Below are 13,870 nucleotides of genomic sequence, written 5' to 3' on the forward strand. Positions count from 1 at the left end.
GATGGCAAAGGGGAATCAGAAAAAGGTCCGCGGCAAGCCGCTGAGGCACAGTCTGCTGGAGCACTACCAGCCGATTGACGGCGTCGTCGACGAGATGGTCGATGCTTCGGGCCATCCGCGTCCGGCCTGGGCGCCCTTCATCGAGGCGCTGGAGGAGCTGGGTCCCGAAAAGCTGGGCCAGCGCTTTGCCCGCGCCGACCAGTATCTGCGCGACGCCGGCGTTTATTATCGCGTCTACGACAAGGCCGGCGCCAACGAGCGCGAATGGCCACTGGCGCATATCCCGCTGCTGATCGAAGACAAGGAATGGGCCGGGATCAGCGCCGGTCTCGTCCAGCGCGCCGAGCTTTTCGAGGAGATAGTCGCTGATATCTATGGCCCGAACCGGCTGATCGAGAAGGGAATCCTGCCGGCAGGCCTGATTGCGGCGAGCCCCGAATTTTTGCGCCCCGTCGTCGGCACCATGCCGGCCAGCGGTCATTTCCTGCATTTTTGCGCCTTCGAGCTCGGTCGTGGGCCGGATGGAAGCTGGTGGGTGCTGGGCGACCGCACGCAGGCGCCGTCGGGCGCCGGCTTTGCGCTGGAAAACCGCGTCGCCACGACGCGGGCTTTGTCCGACGTCTATGGCGAGATGCATGTGCATCGCCTGGCCGGTTTCTTCCGCCGCTTTCGCGATGCGCTGATCGGCATGGCGAAGGAGAATGACGGCCGCGTCGCCATTCTGACGCCGGGGCCGCTCAACGAGACTTATTATGAGCACGCCTATATCGCCCGCTATCTCGGCATCATGCTGCTCGAGGGCGAGGATCTGACCGTGTCCGGCGGCAAGCTGATGGTGCGCACGGTTTCCGGGCTGATGCCGATCAGCGTGCTGTGGCGGCGGCTCGACGCCGCCTTTGCCGATCCGCTGGAACTGAGGTCGGACTCGCATATCGGCACGCCGGGGCTGGTCGAGGCGATCCGCCGCGGCACCGTGTCTACGGTCAATGCGCTGGGTTCGGGCTTGATGGAAACCCGGGCGCTGCTCGCCTTCCTGCCGAAGATTTCGCGCGCATTGCGCGGCGAAGAACTTCTGTTGCCAAGCGTCGCCACCTGGTGGTGCGGGCAAGCAACCGAACGGGCCCATGTGCTTGCCAATATCGATCGCATGGTGATCGGTCCGGCGCTGTCGACGCGGCTGGCCTTCGAGGATGACGGCCAGACCAGGCTCGGTTCGGCACTGACGCCGGAGGAACGCATCGCGCTGATCGCGCGCATCGAGAGCGATGGCAGCGGTTTCGTCGGCCAGGAAGCGGTGACGCTGTCGACGACGCCGGTCTATGTCGGCGGCTGGCTGGAACCGCGACCGGCAAGCCTGCGCGTTTATCTGGCGCGCACGCCCGATGGCTGGACGGTGATGCCGGGCGGTTTCGCCCGTGTCGGCCTTTCGCTCGACCCGACGGCCATCGCCATGCAGCGCGGCGGCCAGGCGGCCGACGTCTGGGTGGTCAGCGACCGGTCGGTCGAGCGCGAGACGCTGCTGCCGCAGGAGCATGACAGCTTCGTCCGCACCATGCCGGGCAGCCTGCCCAGCCGCGCGGCGGAAAACCTGACCTGGCTCGGCCGCTATATCGAGCGTTCGGAAGATACGGTGCGTATCCTGCGCGCCTATCATGTGCGGCTGGCCGAGACGTCCGATCCTGACATGCTGCTGCTCGCCGATATCAGGGACTATCTCGAACCCTTCGGCATCGATCTCGAAGCGGCCATTCCGCCCGGATTGATCGGCACGCTGGACAGCGCCGTCTACAGCGCCGGACAGATCCGCGACCGCTTTTCGCCCGATGGCTGGCTGGCGCTGAAGGACCTGTCGAAGACCATTCATCAGTTCGCCACCACGGTGGCGCCGGGTGACGACGCGACACGGGCGATGACGGTCATGCTGCGCAAGCTCGCCGGTTTCTCCGGCCTGTTGCACGAGAATATGTACCGTTTCACCGGCTGGCGTTTCCTCGAGATCGGCCGGCGGATCGAGCGCGGCATCCAGATCGCCCGTACGCTAGCCCGACTGACAAGGTCCGGTGCGCCGGACGGCTCGCTCGACATGATGCTGGAGATCGGCGACAGCGTCATGACCCACCGCCGGCAATATCCGGTGCGGGCCGGACGGCGCACGGTGATCGACCTCTTGGCGCTCGACCCACTCAACCCGCGCTCGATCCTGTTCCAGCTCGAACGGCTGAAGGCGGAGATCGGCCTGTTGCCATCGGTTGGGCCGGAGGGGCATATGTCGGTCGCGGCCAAGGAAATCCTGCAGCTCAACACGGCAATTGCCGTCATGGAGCCATCGGAGATGTCGGCGGAGGTGCTGGACGATCTCGCAACTGAGATCGGCAACCTCTATAGCAGCCTGGCTAAAGCGTATTTCGGTTAACATGCTGTACGATATCAGGCTTCATCTCAGCTACGATTATGACGCCGCGGCCGGTGGCAGCCGGCATCAGGTGCGTGTATTGCCGCCGACCATTGCCGGCGTGCAGCGCGTGATCGCGGCCTCGCTTTCGTTTGTGCCGACCCCATCGGAGCGCACGGATTTTGCCGATTTCTTCGGCAACAATGTCACCGCGATCGCCTTTCGCGACGTCCATGACGGGCTCGACATCAGAATGAGCGCGCGCGTGTCGGTGTCACGGCCGGAGCCTGGGCTCGACGTGTCGCCCGATCTGCAGCGCCTGCGGGAAGAACTCGGCGCCGTACGGTCACTGGCGCCGGATGCACCGCATCACTTTCTCGCCGCCAGCGATCATGCCGGCATCGATGCGGCGATCACCGCCTATGCCCGCGACAGCGCCGGCGGCTCGACGGTCGGCATGGCCATCGATCTGTGCAACCGCATCCACCGCGACTTCACCTATGACGGGGAAGCGACCACGGTGCGTACCGGGGCCAGCGATGCCTTCCGTTTGAAGCGGGGCGTGTGCCAGGACTTCTCCCACATCATGATCGCCGGCCTGCGCGGGCTAGGTATTCCTGCGGGTTATGTCAGCGGCTTCCTGCGCACCATTCCCCCGAAAGGGAAGCCGCGGCTCGAAGGCGCCGATGCCATGCATGCCTGGGTCAAGGTGTGGTGTGGGCGCGATGCCGGCTGGCAGGAATTCGACCCGACCAATGGCATGCGGGCCAGCAACGACCACATCACCGTTGGCTATGGCCGCGACTATTCCGACGTGGCTCCGATCGTCGGCGTGCTGAAAACCACCGGCGGCCAGGTCGGCGACCAGGCCGTCGACGTCATCCCGGTCGCGCTCGAGAAGGCCTGACAGCCTCGAAGCACAGCTTCTCAACAACGGCCATGCCCGTTATGCTCGGTCGAAACTTCGGGGAGGATCGGTCGGCAGGCATGCTGATGCGGAGTTCGGTATTGACGGCAATCAGTGTCATCATCCCGGCGCACAATGCGGCGGCAACCATTGCGGCCACGCTGGCCTCGCTTCGTTCCGAAGCCGAGGTTATCGGCGAGGTGCTGCTGGTCGACGATTCCTCCTCGGACGGGACGGCAGAAGCCGCGCTGAATGCCGCCACGCAATTCTCGTTGCCGTTGCGCGTGCTCAAGAGCAGCTGCCGGGACGCGGGCGGCTCCCGCAATGTGGCGCTGGCGCAGGCGCAATGCTCCTGGATCTACCTGATCGACGCCGACGACTTGCATCTGGAGGGCGGGCTGCGGTCGATGCTGGTCCGGGCGGGGGAGCAACCGGCCGCCGACATGGTGATCGGCGCCTACCGTCGGCGCACCGATGGCGAGAACCGGAACCTCAAGCTTCCAGCCGGCTACATAGAAGACGGTATAGCCAATGCCTCGGCCTATCTGGAAGGTCACATTCGCTCGATTGCCGTGGGCAGTGCGCTGGTTTCCCGGCGGGTCGTCGGCGACACGCGCTTCCCGACCGGGCTTGCCTATGACGAGGACACGCTGTTCTGGTCCAGGCTGATGGGCAGGGCGTCGCTTGCCCTGATCGTGCATCCCGTCATGATCTACCACGTTTCGGCAGTGCGTTCTGATGATCGCTTCATCACCAGGCCGGTGCGCCGCTTTCTCGACTGGCGGCTGGCGCTGCGCGAGCTGACTGACTGTGGCATCCCACTGTCGTCGCTAAAGACCAGGGAGGGGCTGGTCGCCCTCAAGATCGCCCGGGTTCACTATGCGCGCGGTGATCTGGAGACGGCGGCGCGGTTCCTGAGGATCGCGGCGGCGGCGCCGAAGGTGCGGTCGAACACCTGGCGCTGCAGGCGCTACCAGCTGAAGCTGGCGCTGCGGCGCTGGTTTTCCTCTCCGCGCGTCCAGTTGCAACGTGCCTGAATCAGCCCCGCCGCAGCTTGCCGTCATTGTCATCGGCTATCGCGCGCCGGCTCAAATCGTCGAGGCGGTGACATCCCTGCTGGATCAGGATGAGCCGCTCGAGATCATGGTGGTCAACTCGGGCGGAGGCGAGGTCATGGCGCTGCTGACCGGCGCCGGGGTCAAGGTGCCAGTGATCGAGGTCGGTCGAAGGCTGTTTGTAGGCGCAGCCCGCAATCTCGGCATTGCGGCCACCAAAGCGCCTTTCGTTGCCTTTCTTGCCGATGATTGCCTCGCCTGTTCGGGCTGGGCCGAGGCACGGATGCAGCGGCATCTGGCTGGCGACCGCGCCGTGGCGAGCGCGATGGTGAATAGCCATCCGCGCAATCTGATCGCCTGTGCGGCTCATCTGATCATGTTCATGCGACGGCTTCCCGGTCTGCCGTCGGATCGTGCGCTGCGTTACGGCGTGTCGTTCGATCGGCGGCTGTTCGATGAATTTGGCTTGTTCGATGAAACCATGCCTGCTGCCGAAGACACCGAATTCCTGGGGCGGCTGCCGCAGGAACTGCAGCCGGTGTGGGAGCCTAAGGTGCAAACCGTTCATCGCAACGAAACCCGGCTGTCCAGATTGCTTGCCGATCAGTACAGGCGCGGCTGTCGCCGCGGCGATTACCTCGCAGCGTCCGCCCTGAACACTCCGTTTCGGTGTTTTCGCGACACGTTTCGCGATCGGCGGAATGCCCGCAAGCTGGCGAAGATCGGGCTTTCCGATCGGGATCGAACTTTCGCGATGATGTCGATGCCAATTGTCTGGCTTGCCCTGCTGGTCAAATCCGTGGGTGTCTATATTGGCGTGCGAAATCGCGTGAAAGCGGCAACAAGAAAATGATAACGAGCCAAATCAAGCCTCGACGCTGGCGACGGAGCCGACTGTTCTGGACGCGCCAGAGAACGGTCGCAGTTTTCAGCTATCGTTATGACGCGCATCTGGTTGCCGATCTGATCACCAATATCGATCCGGTCGTTGACGGCTGGATTGCCTATGACGATCGCGGGGCGACCGGCGTGTTCAGCAGCGAGCCGCAGCGGCGGCGGATCTTACTCGACGCAGCGCATGAAGCTGCCGCCGACTGGATCCTGGCTATTGATCCCGATGAGCGGCTGGAACGCGGTACCGCGGAGCGGATCGGACAGCTGACGGGGGATTACAGCCGCATGGCCTGGGGGTTCCGGCTCCGCGAATTGTATTCGCCGACCGAGTACCGGGTCGACGGGCTGTGGGCCGAAAAGTTCCAGTATCGTCTGTTCAGAGCCTACGATCCGGCGAAGTACCGACCAGAGGACCTGCACGGGCTCTGGTATCCTCCCGATCTTGGTTTCAAGGCCCGCAACAGCGGGCTCAACCTCTATCATTTAAAGATGATGGAGCCGAAGCGGCGGATCGCCCGCCGCAATCTCTACCACCACCTTGATCCAAAGGGGCTCCTGCAGGATGTGGGCTATGACTACCTTGCCGATGAGGCAGGGGCCGTGTTCGAACAGATTCCGCCCGGGCGCGACTACCATCCGCCTCACGTCGACGATGGCGGCCTCTGGATGGCCGTGCCGGCTGGTGCCACCATTGGTGGACCCGACCACATTCCATAGCAACGGGGTGGAACCAGCAGTCGGCTTGGCGCTTATCTACGAGAAAAATTTCGTGGAGCGGGCATGCTTGACAAATCTGGGACGCCATCCGGCCGGTCGGCTGCCGGACGGGGGGACGATGGAGCGCCGAAGAACGGCGCGCAGACCGCTGCCGAACAGGCCTCGCTCACCTATATCAGCGACAGCGAGCCGGGGATCCGGCGCCTGAAGGCGGGCGAAGGCTTTTCCTACAAGGGCGCGAAAGGACAGGCCGTCGGCGCGGCAGCCATTGCCCGCATCAAGGCGCTGGCCATTCCGCCGGCATGGACGGATGTGTGGATCTCGCCCGATCCCGCCGGCCACATCCAGGCGACCGGCCGCGACCAGCGCGGGCGCAAACAGTACCGCTACCATCCGCTGTGGGCCGCCGAGCGCGACGGCGCCAAATACTCCAGCCTTGTCGCCTTTGCCGAAAGCCTGCCGGAGCTGCGCCGCCGGATCGATGCCGATCTGCGCCGCCGTGGCCTGCCGGCCGAGCGCGTCGTGGCGGCAATTGTCTGGCTGCTCGACAACACGATGATCCGGGTCGGCAATGCCGCCTATGCCCGCGACAACAAGAGCTTTGGGCTGACGACGCTACGCGACCGCCACGTCGACATCAAGGGATCGAGCCTGCGCTTTGCCTTCAAGGGCAAGTCCGGCAAGGAATGGAAATTGAAGCTGGTCGACCGCCGCATCGCCCGGGTCGTGCGCGGCGCGCAGGATATTCCGGGGCAGCAACTGTTCCAATATCTCGACGAGGATGGCGAGAGGCATGGAGTGCGCTCCGACGATGTCAACCGCTATATCCGCGACGCGATCGGCGCCAATTTCAGCTCCAAGCATTTCCGCACCTGGGGCGGCACCATCCATGCCGCGTCGCTGTTTGCGCGGACGGAGCTTCCCGAAAGCCAGGCGCAGACCAAGCGTGTAATGAACGCCGTCATCGACAAGGTGGCCGAGCGGCTCGGCAACACACGCGCCGTCTGCCGCAAATGCTACATCCATCCACAGGTTTTCGAAGCCTGGGTGGAAGGGCGGCTGCTTAGCGAAATGACCGAGGCCAACAAGCGCAAGCGATCGATAGACGGTCTCGATGATGAAGAGGCTCTTGTGCTGAGATGGTTGAAGGCAAGCGAAGGCTGACAAAAATGGCGTAACTTTTTTGTCGACGCCATGTCGGCATAGGCCCTACTGTTTCGTCCTTTGAGACAGGAAAGGACGTCCCATGCTCTACGCTATCCTCTGCTATGCCTCCGAAGATGTCGTCTCCTCCTGGAGCAAGGCACAGGATGACGAGGTCATGGCAAAGCTCATGCATGTGCAGGAAAAATACGCTCAAGCCGGCCGGCTTGGGCCGGTGGCGCGGCTTTTGCCCACCACCGCCGCGACGACGCTGCGCAAGGTCAAGGGCGAATCGGTCGTCATCGACGGCCCGTTTGCCGAGACCAAGGAACAGTTCCTCGGCTTCTACACGCTGGAATGCGCCGATCTCGACGAGGCCGTCGACTTCGCGCGCGAGCTTTCCGAGGTCAATCCCAGCGGCGGATCCTATGAGATCCGACCGGTTTCCGTCTTCAACCCAACCAGAGTAGCCACATGACAGACCTCGCCTGGATAAGCTCGGCGATCAGCGCTGCCCGCCCGCAGGCTATGGGTGCGCTGCTGCGCTATTTCCGCAATCTCGATACGGCGGAGGAAGCTTTCCAGGACGCGTGCCTGAGGGCACTCAAGAACTGGCCGCAGAACGGGCCGCCGCGCGATCCTGCGGCCTGGCTAATCTTTGTCGGCCGCAACACCGGCATCGACGCGGTGCGCAAGCGCGCCAAGCAGGCGCCGATGCCGGAAGAGGACCAGATCTCGGACCTGGAAGATGCCGAGAGCGATATCGCCGAACGGCTGGACGGCGCGCACTACCGCGATGACATATTGCGGCTCTTGTTCATCTGCTGCCATCCGGATCTGCCGCCTACGCAGCAGATCGCGGTGGCGCTGCGCATCGTCTCCGGTCTCACCGTCAAGCAGATCGCGCGTGCGTTCCTGGTCGGCGAAAGCGCCATGGAACAGCGCATCACGCGCGCCAAGGCGCGCATTGCCGATGCCGGCGTGCCGTTCGAGACGCCCGGAGCGGTCGAGCGCTCGGAGCGGCTCGCCGCCGTTGCCGCCATGGTCTATCTGATCTTCAACGAAGGTTATTCCACCAACAGCGGCGAGGCGCCGGCGCGTGCGCCGCTTTGCGAGGAAGCGATCCGGCTGGCGCGCCTGTTGCTGCGGCTGTTCCAGACCGAGCCGGAGATCATGGGTCTGACGGCATTGCTTTTGCTGCAGCATGCGCGCGCGCCGGCCCGCTTCGACGAGAATGGCGAGATCGTGCTGCTCGACGACCAGGACCGCTCGCTGTGGAGCCGCAAGATGATCGACGAAGGCCTGGCGCTGGTCGACAAGGCCCTGCGCCACCAGAAGCCCGGACCCTACCAGGTGCAGGCGGCGATCGCCGCCCTTCATGCGCGGGCGGCAACCCCCGAGGAGACCGACTGGACAGAGATCGACCTGCTCTACAGCCTGCTGGAGGCGATGCAACCTTCGCCGGTGGTGACGCTGAACCGTGCCGTTGCGGTCGCCAAGGTGCGCGGGCCGGAAGCTGCCCTTGCCATGATAGAGCCGCTAGGCGAGAGGCTGTCCGGCTATTTCCACTTCTTCGGCCTCAAGGGCGGTCTGTTGATGCAGCTCGGCCGTGGCGAAGAGGCGCGTGTCGCCTTCGATCGCGCCATTGCGTTGGCCAACACGGCAGCGGAAGCCGCCCATATCCGCATGCATATCGACCGGCTGATGCGAGACGGAGCCGTGAAGGCGCCGGCGAAGACAGCGCACTAAGCCTGTTTCTCCTCTGGCTCAATCGTGCAATCCCGGCTTGGACCATGCCGGGGTGGCGATTTTCCCCTGAACCGAGTAATGGCACGCCATGACAGCGCCTGCGGCATGCGGGCGATAATGGCGCCAAGGCTCGACCGCCGCCCTATGATGGCGAGCGGATCTGAAAGGGATGAAAATGACGATAGCGAAGGAAACGGCCGAACTTCTGGCGAAACTGGGTGTGGCCAAGGACGCGCTGACCGGCGGCGACCTCGTCGTGCGCAGTCCGGTGACGGGTGAACAGATCGCGGCGCTGAAGACGATTTCGCCGGCCGATGCGGCCAAGACCATCGATGCCGCGCACACGGCGTTCCAGGTTTGGCGGATGGTGCCGGGTCCCCGGCGCGGCGAACTGGTGCGGCTGCTCGGCGAGGAGTTGCGCGCGCACAAAACCGAGCTTGGCCGGCTGGTGTCGGTCGAGGTCGGCAAGATCCCGTCGGAAGGCCTCGGCGAAGTCCAGGAAATGATCGACATCTGCGATTTCGCCGTCGGCCTTTCCCGCCAGCTCTACGGTCTGACTATCGCCACCGAGCGTCCGGGACATCGCATGATGGAGACCTGGCATCCGCTCGGCGTCGTCGGCGTCATTTCGGCCTTCAACTTCCCGGTCGCGGTGTGGTCGTGGAACGCGGCGCTGGCGCTGGTCTGCGGCGATGCCGTGGTGTGGAAGCCCTCGGAAAAGACGCCGCTGACGGCGCTCGCCTGCGAGGCGATTTTTGCCGGCGCGGTCAAGCGCTTCGGCGCGGATGCGCCGCAGGGCCTGGCACCGGTGCTGATTGGCGACCGCTCCGTCGGCGAGATCCTGGTCGACCACCCGAAGGTGGCGCTGGTTTCTGCCACCGGCTCGACCCGCATGGGCCGGGATGTCGGCCCGCGGCTGGCCAAGCGCTTTGCGCGCGCCGTGCTCGAGCTCGGCGGCAACAATGCCGGCATCGTCTGCCCGACCGCCGATCTCGACATGGCGCTGCGCGCCATCGCCTTTGGCGCCATGGGCACCGCGGGCCAGCGCTGCACGACGCTGCGGCGCCTGTTCGTGCATGACAGCGTCTATGACGCGCTGCTGCCGCGGCTGAAGAAGGCCTATGAGAGCGTCTCGGTGGGCAATCCGCTGGAGACGTCTTCGCTCGTCGGGCCGCTGATCGACAAGGCGGCCTTCGACGCCATGCAGAAGGCGCTCAAGGAAGCCACCGCTCACGGTGGCAAGCTGACCGGCGGTTCGCGGGTCGAGAATGGCCATCCCGATGCTTATTACGTGCATCCGGCGCTGGTCGAAATGCCGAAGCAGGTGGCTCCCGTCACCGAAGAAACCTTCGCGCCGATCCTCTACGTGATGAAATATTCCGATTTCGATGCCGTGCTCGACGAGCACAATGCGGTCGGCGCCGGACTGTCGTCGTCGATCTTCACCCGCGACCTGCAGGAATCCGAGCGCTTCCTCGGCGTCGATGGTTCGGATTGCGGCATCGCCAACGTCAACATCGGCACGTCGGGCGCCGAGATCGGCGGCGCCTTCGGCGGCGAGAAGGAAACCGGCGGCGGGCGCGAGAGCGGCTCCGATGCCTGGAAGGCCTATATGCGCCGCGCCACCAACACGGTGAACTATTCCAAGGCGCTGCCGCTGGCGCAGGGCGTGTCATTCGACATCGATTGAGATGCTGCGCCCGGCTTTTGACCAGTTGATCCACCCGAACCCGTCGGGCGGATCGCTGCCGCTCGCGCGGATCGTTCCGCTTTCAGGCTTCGCCCCCGCTGTCCAGATGTCCGTATCCCGACGGCGGAAAGGCCACCTCGGCCCTGCGCCCGGACGGGTCCTCGCGGTCGGCACGATCGGCTGCGCAACAGCGTCTGCGCCGAACGTTCAGCCAGCGTGCGGCGACGCCGGTCGGCAGGCTTCGAACGCGGCATCGATGACGGCAAGTTTGGCGGCCTGCACGGTCATGTATTCCTGGTAGAAGCTGTTCGAGACCCACATTACGGAATGCCCGCGCCGGCCCAGCCAGCCGACGCTGCCGAGCTTTTCGGCGTCGCGCAATTTGCGCGCAAGATGGGTGCGCGAGAGTTTTAGCCAACTGGCGAATTCGCCGATCGAAACCACGCTGGTCGGGATCCGGTCGAGGGCGGCATTGTCGGGATCGATGCCGGACATCAGCCAATCCATGACGATGCCGCCATTGTTGAGCCAGATGAACAGCGAAAACGTCTGCTTGGGCTCACGCACAGGGTTGGAGGAGAGCAGGCCTTCCGCCACCAGCGGCTGCAGCCTGGAAATCATGCCGTGCTGCTCGAGAAAGGCGGCGAGGCGGCTGCCGCTGTCGAGACCGTCGAGCGTGCGCAGATGCGCAACCACCCAGCCGTCGAATTCCTTCAGCGTCGCTGCCGTCACCTGAAACGGGTGGGCTCGTCCGTCACCGGTGTGCGGCAGGTATTCGATGATGTGATAGTGCAGCATCTCCTTGATGAAGGCTTCGGCCGTGTTGCGGCTAGCGACGGAATAGTGAAGCACGGCATCGATGAAGCGGGCCAGTGTCAGTTCCGTGCGGGGATCGCGCGGGTCGCGGGCGAAATGCAGGGCTAGGCCGGTGTGAGCCAGCAACCAGCGCTGTTGCGTGGCGAACACGGCGGCCAGGCGTGGGCTCGTTTCATAGATATGCAGCAGCGCCTTCGACTGCGCCTCGACATGACGGTGCAGCGCCGGATGGCCGGCAATATATTCGAAATTCAGCGCCATCCTCCTCGTCCTCCGGCCAGCCCCCCGGCAGCGAAGACGTGCAATCACATTTCCAGCCTTAGCCGCCCGTGTCCAGCCATGCCAACCCGGACAAAAGGCCTAGAGCGAGCCTGGGCTATCGTTCCGGCTATTACGGCCGCAAGCGCGAGGTGATGGAGAGCCATCGCGTCCTAGCCACGAACACCACATCGTGGCAAACTTCTTGTTAACCACATGCTCGGTGAAAATATCGGATTAACCTCAGATGCCACTATCGAGGTTATGTTCCGTACCTTAGCGTTCAATATGAGTTCAAGGGATGTGTGGATTCGGGGGTTATTTCGGGTCAATCCGGGATGCGGAAGCTTTGCTCACGCACATGGTAGCCGCAATTGCCCATCGTGGGCCGGATGAGCAAGGGAAATTCGTAGCACCCGATGCCGGGCTCGGGCATGCGCGGCTGTCGGTGATCGGCATCGGAGACGGCCAGCAACCGATGTCCGACGAGGCCGGCAATTTGACGATTGCGTTCAACGGCGAGATTTTCAACTACATAGAACTGCGCGAAGGGCTGATCGCCAAGGGCCGACACTTTCGGACGTCGAGCGACACAGAGGTCATCCTTCAGCTCTATGAGGAGATGGGCGAAGACTGCTTGTCTCTCCTGAACGGTGATTTCGCCTTGGCGATATGGGACAATCGGCAGCGACGAATGGTGCTTGCACGAGACCGGATGGGTGTCCGGCCGCTGTTCTACACAAGTAAGGACGGGGTGCTTTACTTTGCCTCGGAGATCAAAGCCCTGCTGAAGGTCCCGGGCGTCTCCGCTGAAATTGATCCGATTGCGCTGGATCAGATCTTTACGCTGTGGGCGCCGATCGCTCCGCGCACGGCGTTCCGCAATATCCACGAGTTGGAACCGGCAAGTGTGATGATCGCGACGCAGGGGCAGGTCACGGTCAGACGATACTGGCACCTGGACTATCCGCATCGTGATGAGCCGTCGAAGATCACGAACGAGGACCATGCGGCAGAGGAGTTGCAAGCCCTTCTGACCGATGCGGTGAGGCTTCGCATGCGGGCCGACGTGCCGGTCGGTTCCTATCTTTCGGGAGGGCTCGATTCGTCGCTCGTTTCGGCGCTTGCCGCCGGCATGACTCCTCGGAGACTGGAGACATTTTCCGTAACCTTCGACAGCGCCGAGCATGACGAAAGCGCCTTTCAGACCGAAATGGCCTCGGCGCTCGGCACGCGCCACCACGCCATAGAATGCGGCGCCCGCGATATCGCCAGCGTCTTTCCTGAGGTCATCCGCTTTGCCGAGCGGCCGATCATCCGCACGGCGCCTGCGCCACTCTACAAATTGTCCGCCCTGGTTCGCCAGGCCGGCCTGAAGGTGGTGCTGACGGGTGAAGGCGCCGACGAGGTCTTCGCCGGTTACGACGTCTTCAAGGAGGCGCGTGTCCGCCGGTTCTGCGGGCGGCAGCCCACATCGCGCATAAGGCCGCAGCTGTTCCGCCGGCTTTACCCGTATCTGCCCGGCCTGCAACAGCAATCGGTGGAGTATCTGGCTGCCTTCTTCGGCACCAGCAACGCTGCCCTCGACGATCCGCTGTTCTCGCATCGGCCACGCTTCAAGACCACGGCGGCGGCGAAAATCTTCTTTTCCGGCGACCTGCGCGCGACGTTGAAGGGTTATGACGCGGCTGCAGAGCTGACTAGCCGCCTGCCCGAGGCGTTTTCCCTATGGCATCCGCTGCATCAGGCGCAATATCTCGAAACCCGCTTCCTCCTGCCCGGCTACATCCTCTCCAGCCAAGGCGATCGGATGGCCATGGCGCACGGCATCGAAGGGCGGTTTCCTTTCCTGGATCATCGCGTGGTAGAGTTCGCGGCAAGACTTCCGCCGGAGATGAAACTGAAAGGCTTGATGGAGAAGCACATTTTGCGCAAGGTGGCCAGGCACCACCTTCCGGCGGCGATCGGGAAACGCACCAAGCAACCTTACCGCGCCCCGGAGGCCCGCTCCTTCGTCGGGGCGGAGGAACTAGACTATGTTCGTGACTGCCTGGGCGAGGCGAGCATTACCGCCGGCGGCCTGTTCAACGCCAAGGCGGTGGCCAAGCTCCACGAGAAATGCCGCATGGAGACCGCGACCGGATTTCGCGACAACGCCGCCTTCGTCGGCATTCTGTCGACGCAGCTGTGGCAGAAGAATTTCGCCGGCCAAGCGGTCGGCGCGGCAAGAGCGGCCTGAGACGGCGAGG

Annotated in this window: 11 protein-coding genes; 10 read left to right on the forward strand and 1 reads right to left on the reverse strand. The window is 63.9% G+C overall.

The genetic code is table 11. The features are described from left to right. Position 1 precedes the first annotated feature (1 nt). The 9 genes from NKJ58_RS10250 to amaB all read left to right on the forward strand — a co-directional run bounded on the left by NKJ58_RS10250 (position 2) and on the right by amaB (position 10,547). Complete coding sequence (locus NKJ58_RS10250) at positions 2–2,413, forward strand: circularly permuted type 2 ATP-grasp protein (protein WP_352497612.1); 2,412 nt, start codon at positions 2–4, stop codon at positions 2,411–2,413. 1 nt (position 2,414) lies between these two features. Continuing rightward, positions 2,415–3,299, forward strand: coding sequence for a transglutaminase family protein (locus NKJ58_RS10255; RefSeq protein WP_023683456.1), 885 nt, complete (start codon positions 2,415–2,417; stop codon positions 3,297–3,299). Positions 3,300–3,400: 101 nt separating this feature from the next. Next, positions 3,401–4,336, forward strand: a complete 936-nt coding sequence (locus NKJ58_RS10260; RefSeq protein WP_023686317.1) for a glycosyltransferase family 2 protein — start codon at positions 3,401–3,403, stop codon at positions 4,334–4,336. Next, a complete protein-coding gene (locus NKJ58_RS10265; protein WP_023725134.1) occupies positions 4,329–5,207 on the forward strand; it encodes a glycosyltransferase family 2 protein in 879 nt (292 codons plus the stop codon). The genes NKJ58_RS10260 and NKJ58_RS10265 overlap by 8 nt, the downstream gene beginning before the upstream one ends. Beyond that, positions 5,204–5,965: a hypothetical protein gene (locus NKJ58_RS10270; protein ID WP_352518368.1), complete on the forward strand. Its 762-nt coding sequence runs from the start codon at positions 5,204–5,206 to the stop codon at positions 5,963–5,965. The genes NKJ58_RS10265 and NKJ58_RS10270 overlap by 4 nt, the downstream gene beginning before the upstream one ends. Positions 5,966–6,028: 63 nt before the next feature. Next, entirely contained in the window at positions 6,029–7,129 is a 1,101-nt protein-coding gene (locus NKJ58_RS10275; RefSeq protein WP_023683452.1) for a DNA topoisomerase IB, read from the forward strand. 82 nt (positions 7,130–7,211) lie between these two features. Next, complete coding sequence (locus NKJ58_RS10280; RefSeq protein ID WP_023671781.1) at positions 7,212–7,586, forward strand: YciI family protein; 375 nt, start codon at positions 7,212–7,214, stop codon at positions 7,584–7,586. Beyond that, entirely contained in the window at positions 7,583–8,857 is a 1,275-nt protein-coding gene (locus NKJ58_RS10285) for an RNA polymerase sigma factor (RefSeq protein WP_023707663.1), read from the forward strand. Before NKJ58_RS10280 ends, NKJ58_RS10285 begins: the two co-directional genes overlap by 4 nt. 175 nt (positions 8,858–9,032) lie before the next feature. Beyond that, entirely contained in the window at positions 9,033–10,547 is a 1,515-nt protein-coding gene (gene amaB, locus NKJ58_RS10290; RefSeq protein WP_023735004.1) for an L-piperidine-6-carboxylate dehydrogenase, read from the forward strand. A 207-nt stretch (positions 10,548–10,754) separates the two neighbouring features. Here the strand turns inward: amaB and NKJ58_RS10295 are convergent, their stop codons facing one another. After that, positions 10,755–11,624, reverse strand: a complete 870-nt coding sequence (locus NKJ58_RS10295; RefSeq protein ID WP_023671785.1) for a hypothetical protein — start codon at positions 11,622–11,624, stop codon at positions 10,755–10,757. 298 nt (positions 11,625–11,922) lie between these two features. On the opposite strand from NKJ58_RS10295, the gene asnB reads away from it, so the two are divergent. Next, positions 11,923–13,860 (forward strand): asparagine synthase (glutamine-hydrolyzing), encoded by a 1,938-nt coding sequence (asnB, locus tag NKJ58_RS10300; RefSeq protein ID WP_352853065.1) that lies wholly within the window; start codon positions 11,923–11,925, stop codon positions 13,858–13,860. Positions 13,861–13,870: the final 10 nt, after the last annotated feature.

The sequence above is a fragment of the Mesorhizobium sp. M0139 genome (assembly GCF_040322455.1).
Lineage (GTDB): Bacteria > Pseudomonadota > Alphaproteobacteria > Rhizobiales > Rhizobiaceae > Mesorhizobium.